This window comes from Deefgea rivuli DSM 18356, from assembly GCF_000620145.1.
GTDB lineage: Bacteria > Pseudomonadota > Gammaproteobacteria > Burkholderiales > Chitinibacteraceae > Deefgea > Deefgea rivuli.
In genome coordinates this window covers 226374-240221 of sequence record NZ_JHVM01000009.1, presented here as the reverse complement: position 1 = coordinate 240221, position 13848 = coordinate 226374, and the positions used below count along the sequence as shown (strand labels likewise).

Annotated in this window: 16 protein-coding genes; 11 read left to right on the top strand and 5 right to left on the bottom strand. The window is 50.1% G+C overall.

The window, feature by feature from the left end:
- Positions 1-56: 56 nt before the first annotated feature.
- Positions 57-1568 (top strand): polyamine aminopropyltransferase, encoded by a 1512-nt coding sequence (locus Q320_RS0105340; RefSeq protein WP_027468153.1) that lies wholly within the window; start codon positions 57-59, stop codon positions 1566-1568.
- Positions 1568-3217 (top strand): FAD-dependent oxidoreductase, encoded by a 1650-nt coding sequence (locus tag Q320_RS0105335; protein ID WP_035852351.1) that lies wholly within the window; start codon positions 1568-1570, stop codon positions 3215-3217. The genes Q320_RS0105340 and Q320_RS0105335 overlap by 1 nt, the downstream gene beginning before the upstream one ends.
- Positions 3218-3389: 172 nt before the next feature.
- On the opposite strand, the gene nudB is transcribed toward Q320_RS0105335, so the two are convergent.
- Entirely contained in the window at positions 3390-3860 is a 471-nt protein-coding gene (gene nudB / locus Q320_RS18555) for a dihydroneopterin triphosphate diphosphatase (RefSeq protein ID WP_035852349.1), read from the bottom strand.
- 53 nt (positions 3861-3913) lie between these two features.
- Here nudB and Q320_RS0105325 point away from each other — a divergent pair, with 53 nt between their 5' ends.
- The 3 genes from Q320_RS0105325 to Q320_RS0105315 all read left to right on the top strand — a co-directional run bounded on the left by Q320_RS0105325 (position 3914) and on the right by Q320_RS0105315 (position 6402).
- The gene (locus Q320_RS0105325; protein WP_027468151.1) at positions 3914-5119 is read left to right on the top strand and encodes an aminotransferase class V-fold PLP-dependent enzyme; all 1206 of its coding nucleotides are present in this window, start codon (positions 3914-3916) and stop codon (positions 5117-5119) included.
- Between the two features lie 4 nt (positions 5120-5123).
- Positions 5124-5567 carry a SufE family protein gene (locus tag Q320_RS0105320; RefSeq protein ID WP_027468150.1) on the top strand — a complete coding sequence of 148 codons (444 nt, stop codon included), beginning with the start codon at positions 5124-5126 and terminating at the stop codon, positions 5565-5567.
- Positions 5568-5652: 85 nt separating this feature from the next.
- On the top strand, positions 5653-6402 hold the full coding sequence (locus Q320_RS0105315) for a basic amino acid ABC transporter substrate-binding protein (RefSeq protein ID WP_051534487.1): 750 nt from the start codon (positions 5653-5655) through the stop codon (positions 6400-6402).
- Between the two features lie 79 nt (positions 6403-6481).
- Here Q320_RS0105315 and Q320_RS0105310 read toward each other — a convergent pair whose 3' ends face one another.
- Positions 6482-6874, bottom strand: coding sequence for an RNA-binding S4 domain-containing protein (locus tag Q320_RS0105310; protein ID WP_027468148.1), 393 nt, complete (start codon positions 6872-6874; stop codon positions 6482-6484).
- Positions 6875-7030: 156 nt separating this feature from the next.
- Here Q320_RS0105310 and Q320_RS0105305 point away from each other — a divergent pair, with 156 nt between their 5' ends.
- From Q320_RS0105305 to Q320_RS0105280, 6 genes are all read left to right on the top strand, one after another.
- Positions 7031-7660 carry a Smr/MutS family protein gene (locus tag Q320_RS0105305; RefSeq protein ID WP_084282391.1) on the top strand — a complete coding sequence of 210 codons (630 nt, stop codon included), beginning with the start codon at positions 7031-7033 and terminating at the stop codon, positions 7658-7660.
- Positions 7657-8016, top strand: a complete 360-nt coding sequence (locus tag Q320_RS18550) for a VanZ family protein (protein WP_051534486.1) — start codon at positions 7657-7659, stop codon at positions 8014-8016. Before Q320_RS0105305 ends, Q320_RS18550 begins: the two co-directional genes overlap by 4 nt.
- Positions 8017-8088: 72 nt before the next feature.
- Positions 8089-8247 (top strand): hypothetical protein, encoded by a 159-nt coding sequence (locus Q320_RS21485; RefSeq protein WP_156938985.1) that lies wholly within the window; start codon positions 8089-8091, stop codon positions 8245-8247.
- 128 nt (positions 8248-8375) lie between these two features.
- The gene (locus tag Q320_RS0105290; RefSeq protein WP_027468146.1) at positions 8376-9227 is read left to right on the top strand and encodes a mechanosensitive ion channel family protein; all 852 of its coding nucleotides are present in this window, start codon (positions 8376-8378) and stop codon (positions 9225-9227) included.
- 234 nt (positions 9228-9461) lie between these two features.
- Positions 9462-11336, top strand: a complete 1875-nt coding sequence (locus tag Q320_RS0105285) for a DEAD/DEAH box helicase (RefSeq protein ID WP_084282370.1) — start codon at positions 9462-9464, stop codon at positions 11334-11336.
- Positions 11337-11439: 103 nt separating this feature from the next.
- Positions 11440-11961, top strand: a complete 522-nt coding sequence (locus Q320_RS0105280) for a GNAT family N-acetyltransferase (RefSeq protein ID WP_051534485.1) — start codon at positions 11440-11442, stop codon at positions 11959-11961.
- A gap of 138 nt (positions 11962-12099) precedes the next feature.
- Here Q320_RS0105280 and Q320_RS22165 read toward each other — a convergent pair whose 3' ends face one another.
- The 3 genes from Q320_RS22165 to Q320_RS0105265 all read right to left on the bottom strand — a co-directional run bounded on the left by Q320_RS22165 (position 12100) and on the right by Q320_RS0105265 (position 13700).
- A complete protein-coding gene (locus Q320_RS22165; protein WP_027468143.1) occupies positions 12100-12531 on the bottom strand; it encodes a protein YgfX in 432 nt (143 codons plus the stop codon).
- Complete coding sequence (locus Q320_RS0105270) at positions 12531-13235, bottom strand: SIMPL domain-containing protein (protein ID WP_027468142.1); 705 nt, start codon at positions 13233-13235, stop codon at positions 12531-12533. The genes Q320_RS22165 and Q320_RS0105270 overlap by 1 nt, the downstream gene beginning before the upstream one ends.
- A 105-nt stretch (positions 13236-13340) precedes the next feature.
- Complete coding sequence (locus Q320_RS0105265; protein ID WP_027468141.1) at positions 13341-13700, bottom strand: hypothetical protein; 360 nt, start codon at positions 13698-13700, stop codon at positions 13341-13343.
- Positions 13701-13848 lie beyond the last annotated feature (148 nt).

The following is a 13848-nucleotide window of genomic DNA, read 5'->3' as shown; positions in this document are numbered from 1 at the left end:
CCTTACTGTGCTCAGGCATAATGCTGTCATTCTGACTTATATCGAACGAAATATCCATGCGAGATAAACTGCTTATCCTTTCGGTTTTTATTGTGGCTTCCTGTGGTCTGGCTTATGAGCTGATTGCCGGCGCACTGGCCAGCTATTTGCTCGGCGATTCGATTTTTCAGTTTTCATCGATTATTGGTTGTTACTTATTTGCGATGGGCATAGGCTCGCACATCTCAAAATATGTACCAGAACGCCGCACGCTAGATACTTTTATTGAGATTGAATTGTTGGTGGGTTTGATTGGCGGCTTATCGGCGACTTTATTATTTGTCATTTTTGCCTGGGCCAGCGCGCCGTTTCGCTCGGTACTGTACGCGCTGGTGTTTATTACCGGCACACTGGTCGGCATGGAAATCCCGCTGGTGATGCGCGTACTGAATCAGCGCCAAACCGCGTTTAACGATATCGTCAGCCGAGTGCTGACTTTTGACTATATGGGCGCGTTGGCGGTGTCGCTACTCTTTCCGCTGGTGCTGGCCCCGCACTTAGGTTTGGCGCGCTCTGCGCTGTTGTTTGGCCTGATTAATGTCGGCATTGCCTTGATGACGACGCGGATTTTTCGCAAGGAATTGATCGCACCCAATACGCAAATGATGCGCGGCGGCATTGCGCTGTTGGTTCTCACTGGTGCGATGTTCAGCGCCGAGCACTTAACTCGCTGGAGCGAGAAATCGCTATATGGCGATGAAATCATCCACGCCCAAACCACACAGTACCAACGCCTACTGATTACGCAGTGGAAAAACGATACGCGCCTCTATATCAATGGCAATCTGCAATTTTCCAGCCGAGACGAATATCGCTACCACGAAGCGCTAGTGCATCCGGTTTTAGCCAAGCTGCCGCAAGCGCGCCGTGTGCTAGTACTGGGTGGTGGCGATGGTTTGGCGGTGCGCGAAATTCTGAAATACGCCAACATCGAACAGATCACTTTGGTCGATCTTGATCCGGTGATGACGGATCTCTTTACACATAACGCCAAACTCACCGGCCTTAACCAACACGCGCTGTCCAATCCCAAGGTCAAAGTCGTTAACGCCGATGCCGCGCAATGGATAGAACAAAATCAAGACATCTTTGACGCGATCATCATCGACTTCCCCGACCCGTCTAATTTTGCCCTCGGCAAACTCTACTCCGTGCCGATGTACCGCTTAGTGATGAAGCATTTGAGCGAAAACGGCCTGATGGTGGTGCAATCAACATCGCCACTGCACGCCCCCTACTCGTATTGGTGTATCAACGCTACATTACAAAGCGTAGGGCTCTATACCCACCCTTACCATGCTTTTGTCCCGTCATTCGGTGAATGGGGCTTTATTCTCGCCAGCAAAAAGACCGGCTATACGCCACCTACGTCGTATAGCGTAGCAATGAAATTTCTCGATGCCGAAACCACGCGGCAAATGTTCTTCTTCCCGCCGGATATGCAGCCCGTTAAAACCGAAGTGAACCAGCTCAACAATCAATCGCTGGTGCATTACTTTGAGCAAGATTGGTCTAAGGTGATTCGCTAATGCCGCATTTGAATCGCCGCCAATTTCTGCAAGCCAGCGCGGCGCTCGGTGCGAGCGCTCTGCTCCCTGCCTGCACCAAAATGACTTCGTGGGGCACACCCATCACGGTGTATTTACCCGGCATGGCCGCTGGGCATAGCCTGCGTGGCAATACCCAAGCAATAACACCTAGCAGCGAACGGCGCGTTAAAGTCGCCATTTTAGGTTCAGGCGCGGCGGGGCTATTTGCTGCATGGCGTTTAGCGAAAAGTGGCTTTACGGATTTTGCTCTAGTCGAAGGGCCGGAATTGGGCGGCAATTGCGCCAATGGCGAATTCAACACGGCGACTGGCTCGTCCATTCACTACCCACGCGGCGCGCATTATTTACCGCTACCTTCGATGGAATCGACCCATATTAGAGAATTGCTATTTGATATGGGCGTCATCGAGGCCAACCCCTATAGCGAGCGCCCCACTTTTGACGAACGCGTATTGATTCACTCGCCTGAAGATCGTTTATTCATTAATGGGCAGTGGCAAGACGGCGTTGTACCGCAGCACGGCATTCCGGCAACAGAGATCGCCGAGCAACAGCGTTTTTTCAAATACATAGAAAAACTGAAACACACACAAGGCAACGATGGGCGACGCCTATTTTGTGTGCCGCTGGCCTTATCGAGCCAAGACCCCACGTGGCGCGCGCTGGATCAAATGAGTTTTGCGCAATGGTTAACACGCAATCACTACACTGCGCTCAGCCTGCTCTGGTATTTGGATTACGCTTGCCGCGATGATTACGGCATTAATCTGGCACAAACTTCGGCATGGGCAGGCCTGCATTACTTTTCGAGTCGTGGCGGGCAAGCCGAACATATAGAGAAGGCGCATGATGGCGCGGTATTAACGTGGCCAGATGGGCTTAATCCTTTGATTCGTCATATGGGTGCAACGTTGCAGCCGTCGCAACGACTCGCAGGCCTGGCGACGCGCGTGATGGACAATGGCAAAACCGTTAGCGTCGACGTACTCAATATCCAGAATAAAAGCGCAACGCGACTCATTGCCGATCATGTTATTTGCGCAATGCCGCTGCATGTGGCTGCGCACATCGTCGAAGGTATGAGTGACTTGGGTTTTGATTTACAACAACACGGCGCGCATCACGCACCGTGGCAAGTAAGTAATTTTCTGATTGATCGCTTTCCGACCGAAGCCGAACCACATCCATTAGCTTGGGATAATGTGGTTTACGGCAGTCCAAGCTTGGGCTTTGTGAATAGCACGCATCAATTGATCCGTACCGCCAAACCAGAATACAGCGTTTTTACCGCCTACCACGCCTACGCAGGCGAAGATCCAAAACTGGTGCGGCAGCGCTTAGAACGTGCAACGGGTGACAAGCTGTACCAAATCGCGGTGCGCGATTTAGACAGCGCCTACGGCTGGGGCAATCCATTGAAAGCACGGCAATATGTCAAACAAGTCGAAATCACACTCCGCGGCCACGCGATGAGCAGCCCGACGGTGGGCTTTTTGAATAACGTCGGCATTCAAAACCTCATTCAGCAAAATAGCCGAATCCAATTCGCGCACAGCGATTTAAGTGGCCTGTCGATTTTTGAAGAAGCGGCATGGTGGGGAGACGTCGCCGCGCGACGGCTGCTTTAGAATTTAGAAGGTCAAGAGCGAGATCACGAAAGGCACGAAAATAAGGCGAAAAAAGCCGAACAAGAACAAGACAGAAAGCGCAGGCGTTTTTACGCAGCCAGCCTCTGGTCTCTATGCTGGAAGCACTGCCACACACAAGAAACGATGATAATTTTCGACCTGTTTTTTCGATTTATTTTTGCTTTATTTTCGTGTCTTTCGTGATCCGCATTTTTTCTGGCAGTTGCTTTAAAGCATCGGCGTTCGATGGCGAAAACACTCGCTCTATCGCGTCAGTACAGGCGACCCAGCAATATTGCGTATGTTCACGCGGAGCGATGGTAACTTCGCAGACGGCGGGGAGCTGAACGCTGAATACGTGCTCAGTGTTATGCGTGACGCCAGGTGCGTAACGATGTCGCCAGCGCTCAAAGATTTCAAAGTCGATGCTTTGCTGCCAATCGACAATCTGCTCAAGGCTTACCGCCAGCCCCGTCTCTTCAAATAGCTCGCGTTGCGCGGTCACAATCAGCGGCTCATCCGCCTCACAACTGCCGGTCACAGATTGCCACGCACCAGCAAAATCGCAGCGTTCTAGCAGCAAAACTTGCAAATCAGGCGTATGGATGACGAGTAATATCGAAATGGGCTGTTTATAGGGCATGGCGCATTATACAATTGCGAGTCCAAGCTGCCAGCTCTTCTTACGCAAATCCCATGTTTGACGCCCTCGCCCTCAAAAAACAGTTTCCGATTTTTACGCATCACCCCGATCTGATTTATTTGGATAACGCGGCGACGATGCAAAAGCCGCTGTGCGTGCTCGATGCCGAGCGGTTTTATTACGAGCATCACAATGCAAACGTACATCGCGGCGCGCATCGTTTGGCGACGGCCGCCACCGATGCGTTTGAGGGCGCGCGGCAGATTGTGGCGAAATTTATTAACGCCGCCAGCTTTGATGAAATCGTGCTTACCCGTGGCACGACTGAGGCGATCAACTTGGTCGCCAATACCTGGGGTAACGGCTTAGTAGCTGGCGACGAGATTATTTTGTCGAGCTTGGAGCATCACGCCAATATCGTACCGTGGCAAATGCTGGCGGCGCGCACTGGTGCTGTTCTGAAAATAATTCGTTTGGATAACACTGGCGCGGTCGATCTCGAACACTTTGCTAACATGTTATCGAACAAAACCAAGCTCGTCGCAATCAGCCATGTTTCTAATGCCATTGGCAGCATTCAACCGATTACATGGATTTGCGAAGCGGCGCATCGCGTTGGCGCAAAAGTATTAGTCGATGGTGCGCAAGCCGTCGCGCATCTCAGCATTGATGTACAAGCTTTGGGTGCAGATTTTTATGTGTTTTCTGGGCACAAGGCGTATGGACCTACAGGCATTGGTGTGCTTTGGTCGCAGAGCAATACCCTCAATACCATGCCGCCGTGGCAAGGTGGTGGGGAAATGATTGCGACGGTGTCGTTTGAGCACAGCACTTATGCCGCCGCACCGTATCGTTTTGAAGCCGGCACACCGCCGATTGCACAAGCGGTTGGCTTGGGCGCGGCTTTAACTTGGCTGGCGGCGCTAGATCGCCCCGCTTTGTTGGCGCATGAAAATCAGTTGCGCGCGCAGTTGGAAATTGGCCTCGCAAAACTAAGCGGCATCACAATCCATGGCACTAGCGCTGATAAAGCTGCACTCACATCGATGACATTCGATAAAGCACACCCTTATGATGTGGCGCAATTTTTAGATCACAAGGGTATTGCCGTGCGCGTGGGGCACCACTGCGCGCAGCCGCTATTACATACACTAGGTATATCTGGCACATTGCGCACCTCGTTTGCGGCATACAACACGGAGCAAGATGTTGCGGCGTTTTTAGATGCACTCAGCGAAGCCTTAGAATTATTGAGCTAAATACATGCCACTACCAGCACATCCTTTCGGAAAAAGTAGTAACGAGCACACGATCAGCTTGGCCGATTTAAGCGAGCGACTTTCCCACGCGCAAGGCTGGGAAGCAAAAAATCGTCTTTTGGTGCAATTAGCCCGTGAATTGCCCGAATTTTCTGCCGAGCTGCGTGATACAGAGCATCGCGTGAGCGGCTGCGAAAGCCAAGTTTGGCTCTGGCTGGAATGCCAAGATGATCGCTTTCTGCTGGCGGCTGATAGCGATTCAAAAATCATCAAAGGTCTACTCACACTGATTTTGGCGGCGTATCACGGTCAAACAGCGGCAGAAATCCAAAATTTTGATTTCACTGCGTGGCTGACCGAGCTAGGCTTGCAGCGCTTCCTATCAGCCAGCCGTGGCAATGGGCTTAAAGCCATCGTCGCACAGATCAAGCAGCAAGCAACCCTGTAAGCTTACTTGGGGATTTCTCGCATTGACCCAGTCTGGGCACTCACGCATCCTGAGCTATCCCCACACCTTTGTAGGAAGCCTTGTGATGTTTAAAGCAAAAACCCTAGCACTGAGTATCGGCCTGACGCTTGGCCTGATCGCGACGCCTGCACTGGCCGAAAAAACGTATACCGCAGTCACTGATGCCACTTTCGCGCCGTTTGAGTCACTCAACAAAAAACGTGAAGTGGTCGGTTTTGACGCCGACATCATCAATGCCATCGCAGCAAAACAAGGCTTCAAAGTAAAACTGCACAATATGCCATGGGAAGGTCTGTTTGCCAGCTTGAATAATGGTGAGCGCGATATCGTCATTGCCGCAGTAACGATCACCCCAGAACGCCAAAAAAGCATGGATTTCTCTGCGCCCTACTTCGATGCAAAGCAATTGATCGTCGTTAAAGAAGGCAGCCCCATCAAACAATTTAGCGATTTGAAAGGCAAAAAAGTCGGCGTACAAAATGGCACCACGGGCGACACCGTCGTGCAAAAGCAATTTGGCAAAACCAGCCCCGATATTCGCCGCTTTGAAAACATCACGTTGGCACTGTCTGAATTGGCCAATAGCGGCGTGAGCGCCGTCGTTGCTGACAATGCTGTCGTGAAAAACTATTTGGTAAATAATCCAGGTCAGAAATTCCGCCTGATTGATGACAAGAGCTTTGAAGTGGAGCACTACGGCATTGCTGTACGTAAAGGCAACAAAGCCTTGCTTGACGATATCAACGCGGGCCTTGCAGGGATTAAAGCCGATGGCAGCTACCAAAAAATCCAGCAAAAATATTTTGGTCAGTAATTTAATAGCCTAAATACAAAAATACGGCGCGCGACGCCGTATTTTTTTGCCATTGCGCAAATCGCTTCCCACGCCCAAGCTACTCTTCCAAATAGTCTGTCGCCTGATTGAGTTGGCGGCGCCATTTTTTGGTTGGCCGACCTTTAATGTCCGGATGATCAAAGTGCGGCTGCATTTTTTGTGCGAACAAATCGCGCTCGCGCCGAACCATGCTTTCAGGCGTTTCTTGATATAAAGTGCGAGCGAATTCAGCAGAGCCACGCTGCGCCGCCAGCTGCGTGATTTGCACTTCAAACGTACCATGCGGCGCTTGAATCTTAAGCATATCGCCGATTTTAGGCGCCATTGCGCATTTAGCACGTTGCCCGTCACAGTGGACGTGGCCTGCGTCAATCGCCTTTGCGGCGCTAGAGCGCGTTTTAAAAAATCGCGCCGCCCAAAGCCATTTATCCAAACGAATTTTATCTTGCATGATCTTGACCCTGCGTAAAACGATAACCCGATACCCATTCCGCCATAAACCCAAAATATCTCGCACACACTACGGCACATGGCGTCGCCGACAAAATCAGTATTGAATTTCAAATTGGCATTAAAATGCCATTCTACGACGATCAGACAACGCGGCATGGATAAAAATACCACTCAGCAGCTCAAACAATTGCGCAAAAAATTGCGCGAAGAGCAAAAAACCACGCGCTTTAGAGCCATTGTTCGCGAAAAACCCGCCGTACCAGACGATCACACGCTATTTTTGACGGCGATGAAAGATGTTCAACCCATCAAATCAGCCGCGACGATCACGCATACCCCCATTGCGCCTAGCCCATGGCCGAAAGGCATACGCGTAGAAAGCCCGATTTTAAACGACAGCATGAGCGATTTTTGGCCTTGGGATGAGCTAGAAGCTGGTGAGCAGTTGATGCACATGAAACCGGGACAAAAGCTCGATACACTGCGCAAACTCAAGCGCGGTGACTGGGTGATTGAGGCTGAACTTGACCTACACGGTGAAAATATTGACTCGGCACGCACGCAAGTCGCGCAATTTTTATATCACTGCCAACAGCGGCAATTACGCTGCGTACGCATCATTCACGGCAAAGGTTTAAGTTCGACCGCTGGCGTGCCGATTCTGAAACTCAAGCTTAAAAATTGGCTCGCGCAAATGAGCGAAGTGCTCGCGTTTGCGCAGGCCAACCCCTTCCAAGGCAGCGCAGGCGCGGTTTTGGTACTAATTAAAACGGCTAAAAAATGAAACTGAAACTCATCCAAAAACATTCTGAAACGCTCATTCGCAGCTTATTTTGGTGCTGGACGGCGGCGATTTGGATAGGCTCACTGATGCCAATGTCAGCGCCCAGCGTAGAAAATGGCGATAAATTTCAGCACTTCATCGGCTACGGCGTATTGGCTTTATTGGCGCAACTGATATGGAAACAACCCGCCAAAATGTGGCTTTTCGCTAGTCTAATGGGCGTCGCCGTTGAGTTTGCCCAAGCCCTCACGCCGCATCGCAGCTTTGATACACACGATATGCTCGCCAATAGCATGGGTGCGATTTTTGGCGTTTTACTCGGCATGATCATCACTCACCAACGCGCTACGCAATAAATTCAAGCTAATCAGCTATGCTTGAGATGAACCTTGAAGATGTTTAAACCCTCAACTTAAACAGGATCAATCATGTCACTCAATGCACAACAAGTTGCCCAAGAAATTAGCCGCGTTATCCAAGAACTCACCCCCGAAGCACTGGCGACCTTATACAACGAGCTGCACGAAGAAGATCACATCGTTTATCTGGGTCAAGGTAAATTTGAACACCAGGATATGGACGACTAAATCGAGCAATGTAATGCACAATACGCGGCAAACACACAAAAATGGCAATCTCCGGCCAAGAAAAAACCTTTATATAAGCGGGTATTGCCACCCATCCATTTTAAAAAAAAGCTTAGAACAACATACCCATGCTCGAATCACTAAGTAGCCATTTTGCAGTTTTGCTCGATCGCAATGTGTTACGCGATCTAGTACTGACGATTTTATTTTTAATCTCGGTACTCGCCTTACGTGCTGGTGGGCGCAAAGCAATTTTGCATCGCGATGATTTCAATCTAGAAACCAAACGGCGCTGGCTGGTTTCATTGCGAAATTTGGTGCTCGGCATCACCGTCATCGGCATGATTTTTATTTGGGGGCAAGAAATCCAAACGCTGGCAGTGTCGCTGATTGCGGTCGCTGCAGCGCTGGTGCTGGCAACCAAAGAAGTAATTCTGTGTATGTTAGGTTCGATTTACCGCACCAGTAGCCGCGTGTATGAAATTGGTGATCGAATTGAAATTGCTGGGCTCAAAGGTCAAGTCATTGACATCAACCTCGTCTCAACGACACTCATTGAATCAAGTCGCGCTGAAAATCACAAAGGTACAGTAGGACGCGGCATTAAAATTCCTAATTCCATGCTGTTTGGCAATCCAGTTTTCAATGAAACGATGATGGGGCATTTTACAATCCAAACCGTGCACATCAATATTGAGCGCTATGCCGATTGGCAACAGGCCGAAGAAATTTTGCTCGCCTGTGGCACCGCCATCATTGCCGAATACGCCGATGAACTAGCGCAACACGCCAAAGATATTTCTAGCGATTACATTATTGATACGCCTTTGCAACAACCTCGCGTGCGTCTCATTCTGGATGATATTGATTCAATCGGCCTGCAATTACAGTTGCCTGCGCCGCTAGGGTTGCGTGCCAAAATCGAGCAACGCATCCTGCGCGATTTCCTGCGGCAATCCACCGTTAGCGAGTCGACCTAGCAGCTATTAACGCACTATTCAAACAATCGTAATAAATATGTTGCATAATTGGCAATATGTCGGCATAATTCGCCTCCTTCATCCGTGCCCCTCCATTTACGAGCGCACGATTACTCGATAGCCCCGTCATCGCCTCTAACCTTATTCCCGCGTGCATTTGATAAAGCGGTTGTTCCTGGTTGGCGTCGATGCTGCGCTGGATTTTCCAGCCCGATACCTTACAAGGACAACTCAATGCCGCACACTACTGCGCCTGAAACAACTACGCCTAATGCTTTTGTAGAATTAGGTCTTGCCTCTGAATTGACGGATATTTTGGCCGCTCAAGGTTTCTTCACGCCAACACCAATTCAAGCTGCATCAATCCCAGAATTATTGGCTGGCAATGACGTGATGGCTTCTGCACAAACGGGTACAGGTAAAACTGCTGCCTTCTTGTTGCCTGCCCTGCATCGCCTAACTAAAGAAGCAAAACACACCGCCCGCGGCCCACGTATCCTCGTTTTGACACCGACTCGCGAACTCGCTGAGCAAGTTTCAAAAGTTGCGACTGATTTGTGCCGCAATATCCCACGTTGCAAAGTCGTAACTGTTGTCGGTGGCGTGCCTTACCCAGTACAAAACAAATTGTTGTCACAACCATACGAAGTATTGGTTGCAACGCCAGGTCGTTTGACTGATTTGATGCGCAGTGGCCGTATCGACTTCAAACGCTTGGAAATGCTCGTTCTTGACGAAGCAGATCGTATGCTAGACATGGGTTTCATCGATGAAGTTGAAGCCATTGTTGATGCACTACCAAAAGAGCGTCAAACCGCCCTCTTCTCTGCAACCTTGACTGAATCAGTTCAACGTTTCGCCGTGCCAATGCTCAAAGCACCGAAATTGGTTGAAATGGCCGCTCAAGCGACAATGCAAGCGCAAATCGACCAATCAGTACATTACGCTGATGGTTACGAGCACAAACAAAAACTCACTGCAGCGTTCTTGAAGAAAAATGACGGCCAACAAGCCATCGTCTTCACTGCAACCAAAATCAGTGCTGATGAATTGGCTGAATGGTTGAAACTAGAAGGTTTCCGCGCAGCAGCAATGCACGGTGACTTGGCACAACGCGATCGTCGCCGTACTTTAGATCGTTTGCGTAAAGCCGATATCGATGTACTCGTTGCAACTGACGTTGCAGCACGTGGTATTGACGTTGCCGGTATTACTTTAGTATTGAACTTTGACTTGCCACGCTTCTGTGAAGATTACATTCACCGTATTGGTCGTACTGGCCGTGCGGGTCGTACTGGTGAAGCCGTATCATTGGTGACTAAAAACGATTTCACTTTGTTGACGCGCATTCGTCGCCAATACAATCTAGATTTCGGCGTTCAAGTGATCGAAGGTTTGGAGGCACGCTTCCAACCTGGCCGTGCTGGTAGCGGCGGCGGCAATGATCGTGGCCGTCCAAGCAGCGCACCACGTGGTCGTCCAGCCGGCAATGGCGGCGGCGCTCGCGGCTACCAAGGTGGCAATCGTGAAGGCGGCTACCAAGGCAACCGTGATCGTGATACTGGTCGTAGCGAAGGTGGTTACAACGGCGGCCGTAGTGAAGGCACTCACCCACGTGGTGAAGCTGGCTACCAAGGTCATCATCGCCCTAGCGATTCAGCACCGCGTGATGGCGGCTACCAAGGCCAACCGCGTGAACAACGCTCATTCGGCACAGGCCAAACCCGTGACCGTGATGGCGGCGCACCACGTTCAGGCGGCTACGCAGGCAACCGTGATGGCGGCCGTGAAGGTGGTTACCAAGGTAATCGTGACGGCGGCGCACCACGCACTGGCGGTTACGCTGGTAACCGTGATGGCGGCGCTCCACGTTCAGGCGGCTATGAAGGCGCACCGCGTACTGGTGGCTATCAAGGTAATCGTGACGCAAGTGCAGCTCCACGCACCGGCGGTTTTGGTGGCGGCAGCCGTGATGGCGGCGCCAATCGTGACGGTGGCGCACCACGCACTGGCGGCTTCGGCGGCGATCGCGGCGGTGACGGTCAACGTCGCAGCAGCGGTGGCTATCAAGGCAAGCCAACTCGTGGCGGCGGTGGTCGCTTCGAATAATCGTCCTATAGGACTGATTAAAATATAATAAAGGCAGCTTCGGCTGCCTTTATGCATTTTTAGTTAAAATTTGAATGTATATCAATGCAGGCATTATAAAATAATGCCTGTAGCCCAATACCCAGCACTAAAATCCAATATGACCATTCTAATTCGCCACCAAACGACTAACGATATTCACGCCATTTTAGCGGTGCAATCGCTGTGCTACCCTGCCAACTTGATTGAATCAGCCGCCACACTACAGCGTAAACAACAACTCTCTCCTGACACGTCTTGGCTCATTGAAATTGAAGGCCAAGTCATGGGCTATTTATTTTGCCACCCATGGCACGGAGAAACGCCGCCCGCACTCAAAAAAGAACTCGAGCAAATCCCCGCACTGACGGATCGATTTTATATTCATGATTTAGCGATAGCGCCCGCAGGACGCGGTAAGAAACTGGCCGAACAATTACTGCAACACGCGTTGAACTGGGCAAGGCAAGCTCATTTTTCACAAGCGATGTTAGTCGCCGTACTCGGCGCCGACGCCTTCTGGAAAAAACATCAATTTACTGCGCTGACAACGTCACCATCGAGCAGCTATGGCGAAGATGCCGTGTGCATGTTGCGCGCACTTTAGACTGAGGCATCGGCCCACTTCGCTGCGTAATACCGGCGCAAGCCAGCATCCAGAGCACAAGCAAAATCAGCACTGCAGCTGGATCCCCCTCTGGAATGACGACCTTGTGTTGCTTGAAAAACCGAAGCCACTAAAACGCTACTCAGGCTCATCAGCTTGCAGCGCAGGCCAAACCCAGCGCAACCAAACACGCCACTGCCGCAACGTCTCAGCAGGCGCGCTATCGGGCCACAACACCAACACGCGCCGCCGATTTTCTCCCTGCAAATGCAAAACCATCAATCCTGAGGTCACGACACTCGTTGGCAACAGCCGCATTAATTCAACATTTCCCTGCAGATCCAATAGCTCGACCTCGCCACTGGCCTGCGCCACCAAGACCGCAATCGGCTCAATACTTCGCCAGTAAAACCACAATGGGATCAGCAGTATTACCCCAAAAAGCTGAATCCATATAGCCTGCGTAGCAATACATACCAGTATCGCGATAATTGCCGAAGAAAAAATAAACAACAAAAAACCCCGTCGCCATGATGACGCGGGGTTGATTTGTAGTACAGGCGGCAACATTAGTTAGCCAACTGAATACTGCCACTCACATTCACCTGCAAGCGGCTCTCACCACCTTCAATTGGTGCAGGTACGGCAGAATCCATCATCGCCGCCTTCATCATCATCATAGGACGCATTTCTGGACGCGAACCGGAAGTATTAACGTTCATATTCATCATCTTCCAGCCGTTGGCCGCCATGCTTTTCTGAATCACACCGGCGCGGCGCTTAAACAATGCAATGCCTTCTTCGATCAAGCTTTCCTCGGCTTTGCTACGCATTTCATCCGACACGGCATAGCGCACTTCAGCCAATTGCAAGCCAGCACCAGAACCGGATGATTTTTGCAGCTCGCCGACAAGTTTAGATAACGCAGCAAAATCTTTGGATGACAAGCGCAATTCACCACGACTGCGCCAGCCTTCTTGCTTATTGCTCTTTTGCGCATACAGCGGATAAGTTGCAAAACTCGTGCCGCCTGATTGCACCGTTGGATACTGCTTTAATTGCTTAATTGCGCCCGCCAGCGCCAAATTCACTTTTTCAGCCAAACGCGCCGGATCAGCATCGCTAAACTCAACAAACAGCGTTGCTAAAGCCAAATCATTAGCCACTTCGCGCGTTGCTTGCGCCTCAAAATTCACAACATTACTCGGCGGCGCAACATCCGCAGCCCACGCAGAACCCGCAACTAAACTCACTGCTACAAGAAAGTGACGCATAATTTATTCCCTAAATGATGATGGCTTAGCAAAAAATAGCGCAAATCGTACGACAGCAGCATGGATTAAGGCTATGGCAGTTTTACCCTAGCCTTAAACAGCTAATTAATGATAAGCATGATCGCTTGGTGTATTGTGGATTTCTTCCGAAACCGCATCCATCACGCCCAAATGAATTTCAACATCAAACCAATCCCAAAACATTTTTAAATTACGTTTTTCTGGCCACAAAGCTTCATCATCGATCCAAGACGCCAATTCCATTGCAAAAATTTTATCGGCAATTTCATCAATATAGGCAATTGCGTCTTCTGGCTCAGAAGCTTCTGGCACCATTAAAACCGTACAATCGCTACGAATATCATCCAAACTTAGAACAATGTCATTTCCTGGCAATTGATTAAGCCAATTTAAAAAATCAGCTTTAGGACGAATAATTGCGGCAGAACGATCAACAATAAACATTTACTACTCCAAAATAAACAATACCGATTACAATACCAGCGCGGTGTTCGCGCAAATTTTCAACTTGAAAAATACAGCAAAACAAATCGCATGATGAAACAAAGCAAGCAGGCAATTTTCACCTTAGTGCTTATTCACCACTCCGCAA

Excerpts from the sequence above, each read along its gene's own strand:
- Q320_RS22165 (WP_027468143.1), bottom strand. The coding sequence starts at position 12,531 with ATGTTGCCGCCTGTACTACAAATCAACCCCGCGTCATCATGGCGACGG.
- Q320_RS0105270 (WP_027468142.1), bottom strand. The coding sequence starts at position 13,235 with ATGCGTCACTTTCTTGTAGCAGTGAGTTTAGTTGCGGGTTCTGCGTGG.
- Q320_RS0105290 (WP_027468146.1), top strand. The coding sequence starts at position 8,376 with ATGCTCGAATCACTAAGTAGCCATTTTGCAGTTTTGCTCGATCGCAAT.
- Q320_RS0105315 (WP_051534487.1), top strand. The coding sequence starts at position 5,653 with ATGTTTAAAGCAAAAACCCTAGCACTGAGTATCGGCCTGACGCTTGGC.
- Q320_RS0105335 (WP_035852351.1), top strand. The coding sequence starts at position 1,568 with ATGCCGCATTTGAATCGCCGCCAATTTCTGCAAGCCAGCGCGGCGCTC.
- Q320_RS0105265 (WP_027468141.1), bottom strand. The coding sequence starts at position 13,700 with ATGTTTATTGTTGATCGTTCTGCCGCAATTATTCGTCCTAAAGCTGAT.
- Q320_RS0105305 (WP_084282391.1), top strand. The coding sequence starts at position 7,031 with ATGGATAAAAATACCACTCAGCAGCTCAAACAATTGCGCAAAAAATTG.
- nudB (WP_035852349.1), bottom strand. The coding sequence starts at position 3,860 with ATGCCCTATAAACAGCCCATTTCGATATTACTCGTCATCCATACGCCT.
- Q320_RS0105280 (WP_051534485.1), top strand. The coding sequence starts at position 11,440 with ATGCCTGTAGCCCAATACCCAGCACTAAAATCCAATATGACCATTCTA.
- Q320_RS0105325 (WP_027468151.1), top strand. The coding sequence starts at position 3,914 with ATGTTTGACGCCCTCGCCCTCAAAAAACAGTTTCCGATTTTTACGCAT.
- Q320_RS0105340 (WP_027468153.1), top strand. The coding sequence starts at position 57 with ATGCGAGATAAACTGCTTATCCTTTCGGTTTTTATTGTGGCTTCCTGT.
- Q320_RS0105320 (WP_027468150.1), top strand. The coding sequence starts at position 5,124 with ATGCCACTACCAGCACATCCTTTCGGAAAAAGTAGTAACGAGCACACG.
- Q320_RS0105310 (WP_027468148.1), bottom strand. The coding sequence starts at position 6,874 with ATGCAAGATAAAATTCGTTTGGATAAATGGCTTTGGGCGGCGCGATTT.
- Q320_RS0105285 (WP_084282370.1), top strand. The coding sequence starts at position 9,462 with ATGCCGCACACTACTGCGCCTGAAACAACTACGCCTAATGCTTTTGTA.
- Q320_RS21485 (WP_156938985.1), top strand. The coding sequence starts at position 8,089 with ATGTCACTCAATGCACAACAAGTTGCCCAAGAAATTAGCCGCGTTATC.
- Q320_RS18550 (WP_051534486.1), top strand. The coding sequence starts at position 7,657 with ATGAAACTGAAACTCATCCAAAAACATTCTGAAACGCTCATTCGCAGC.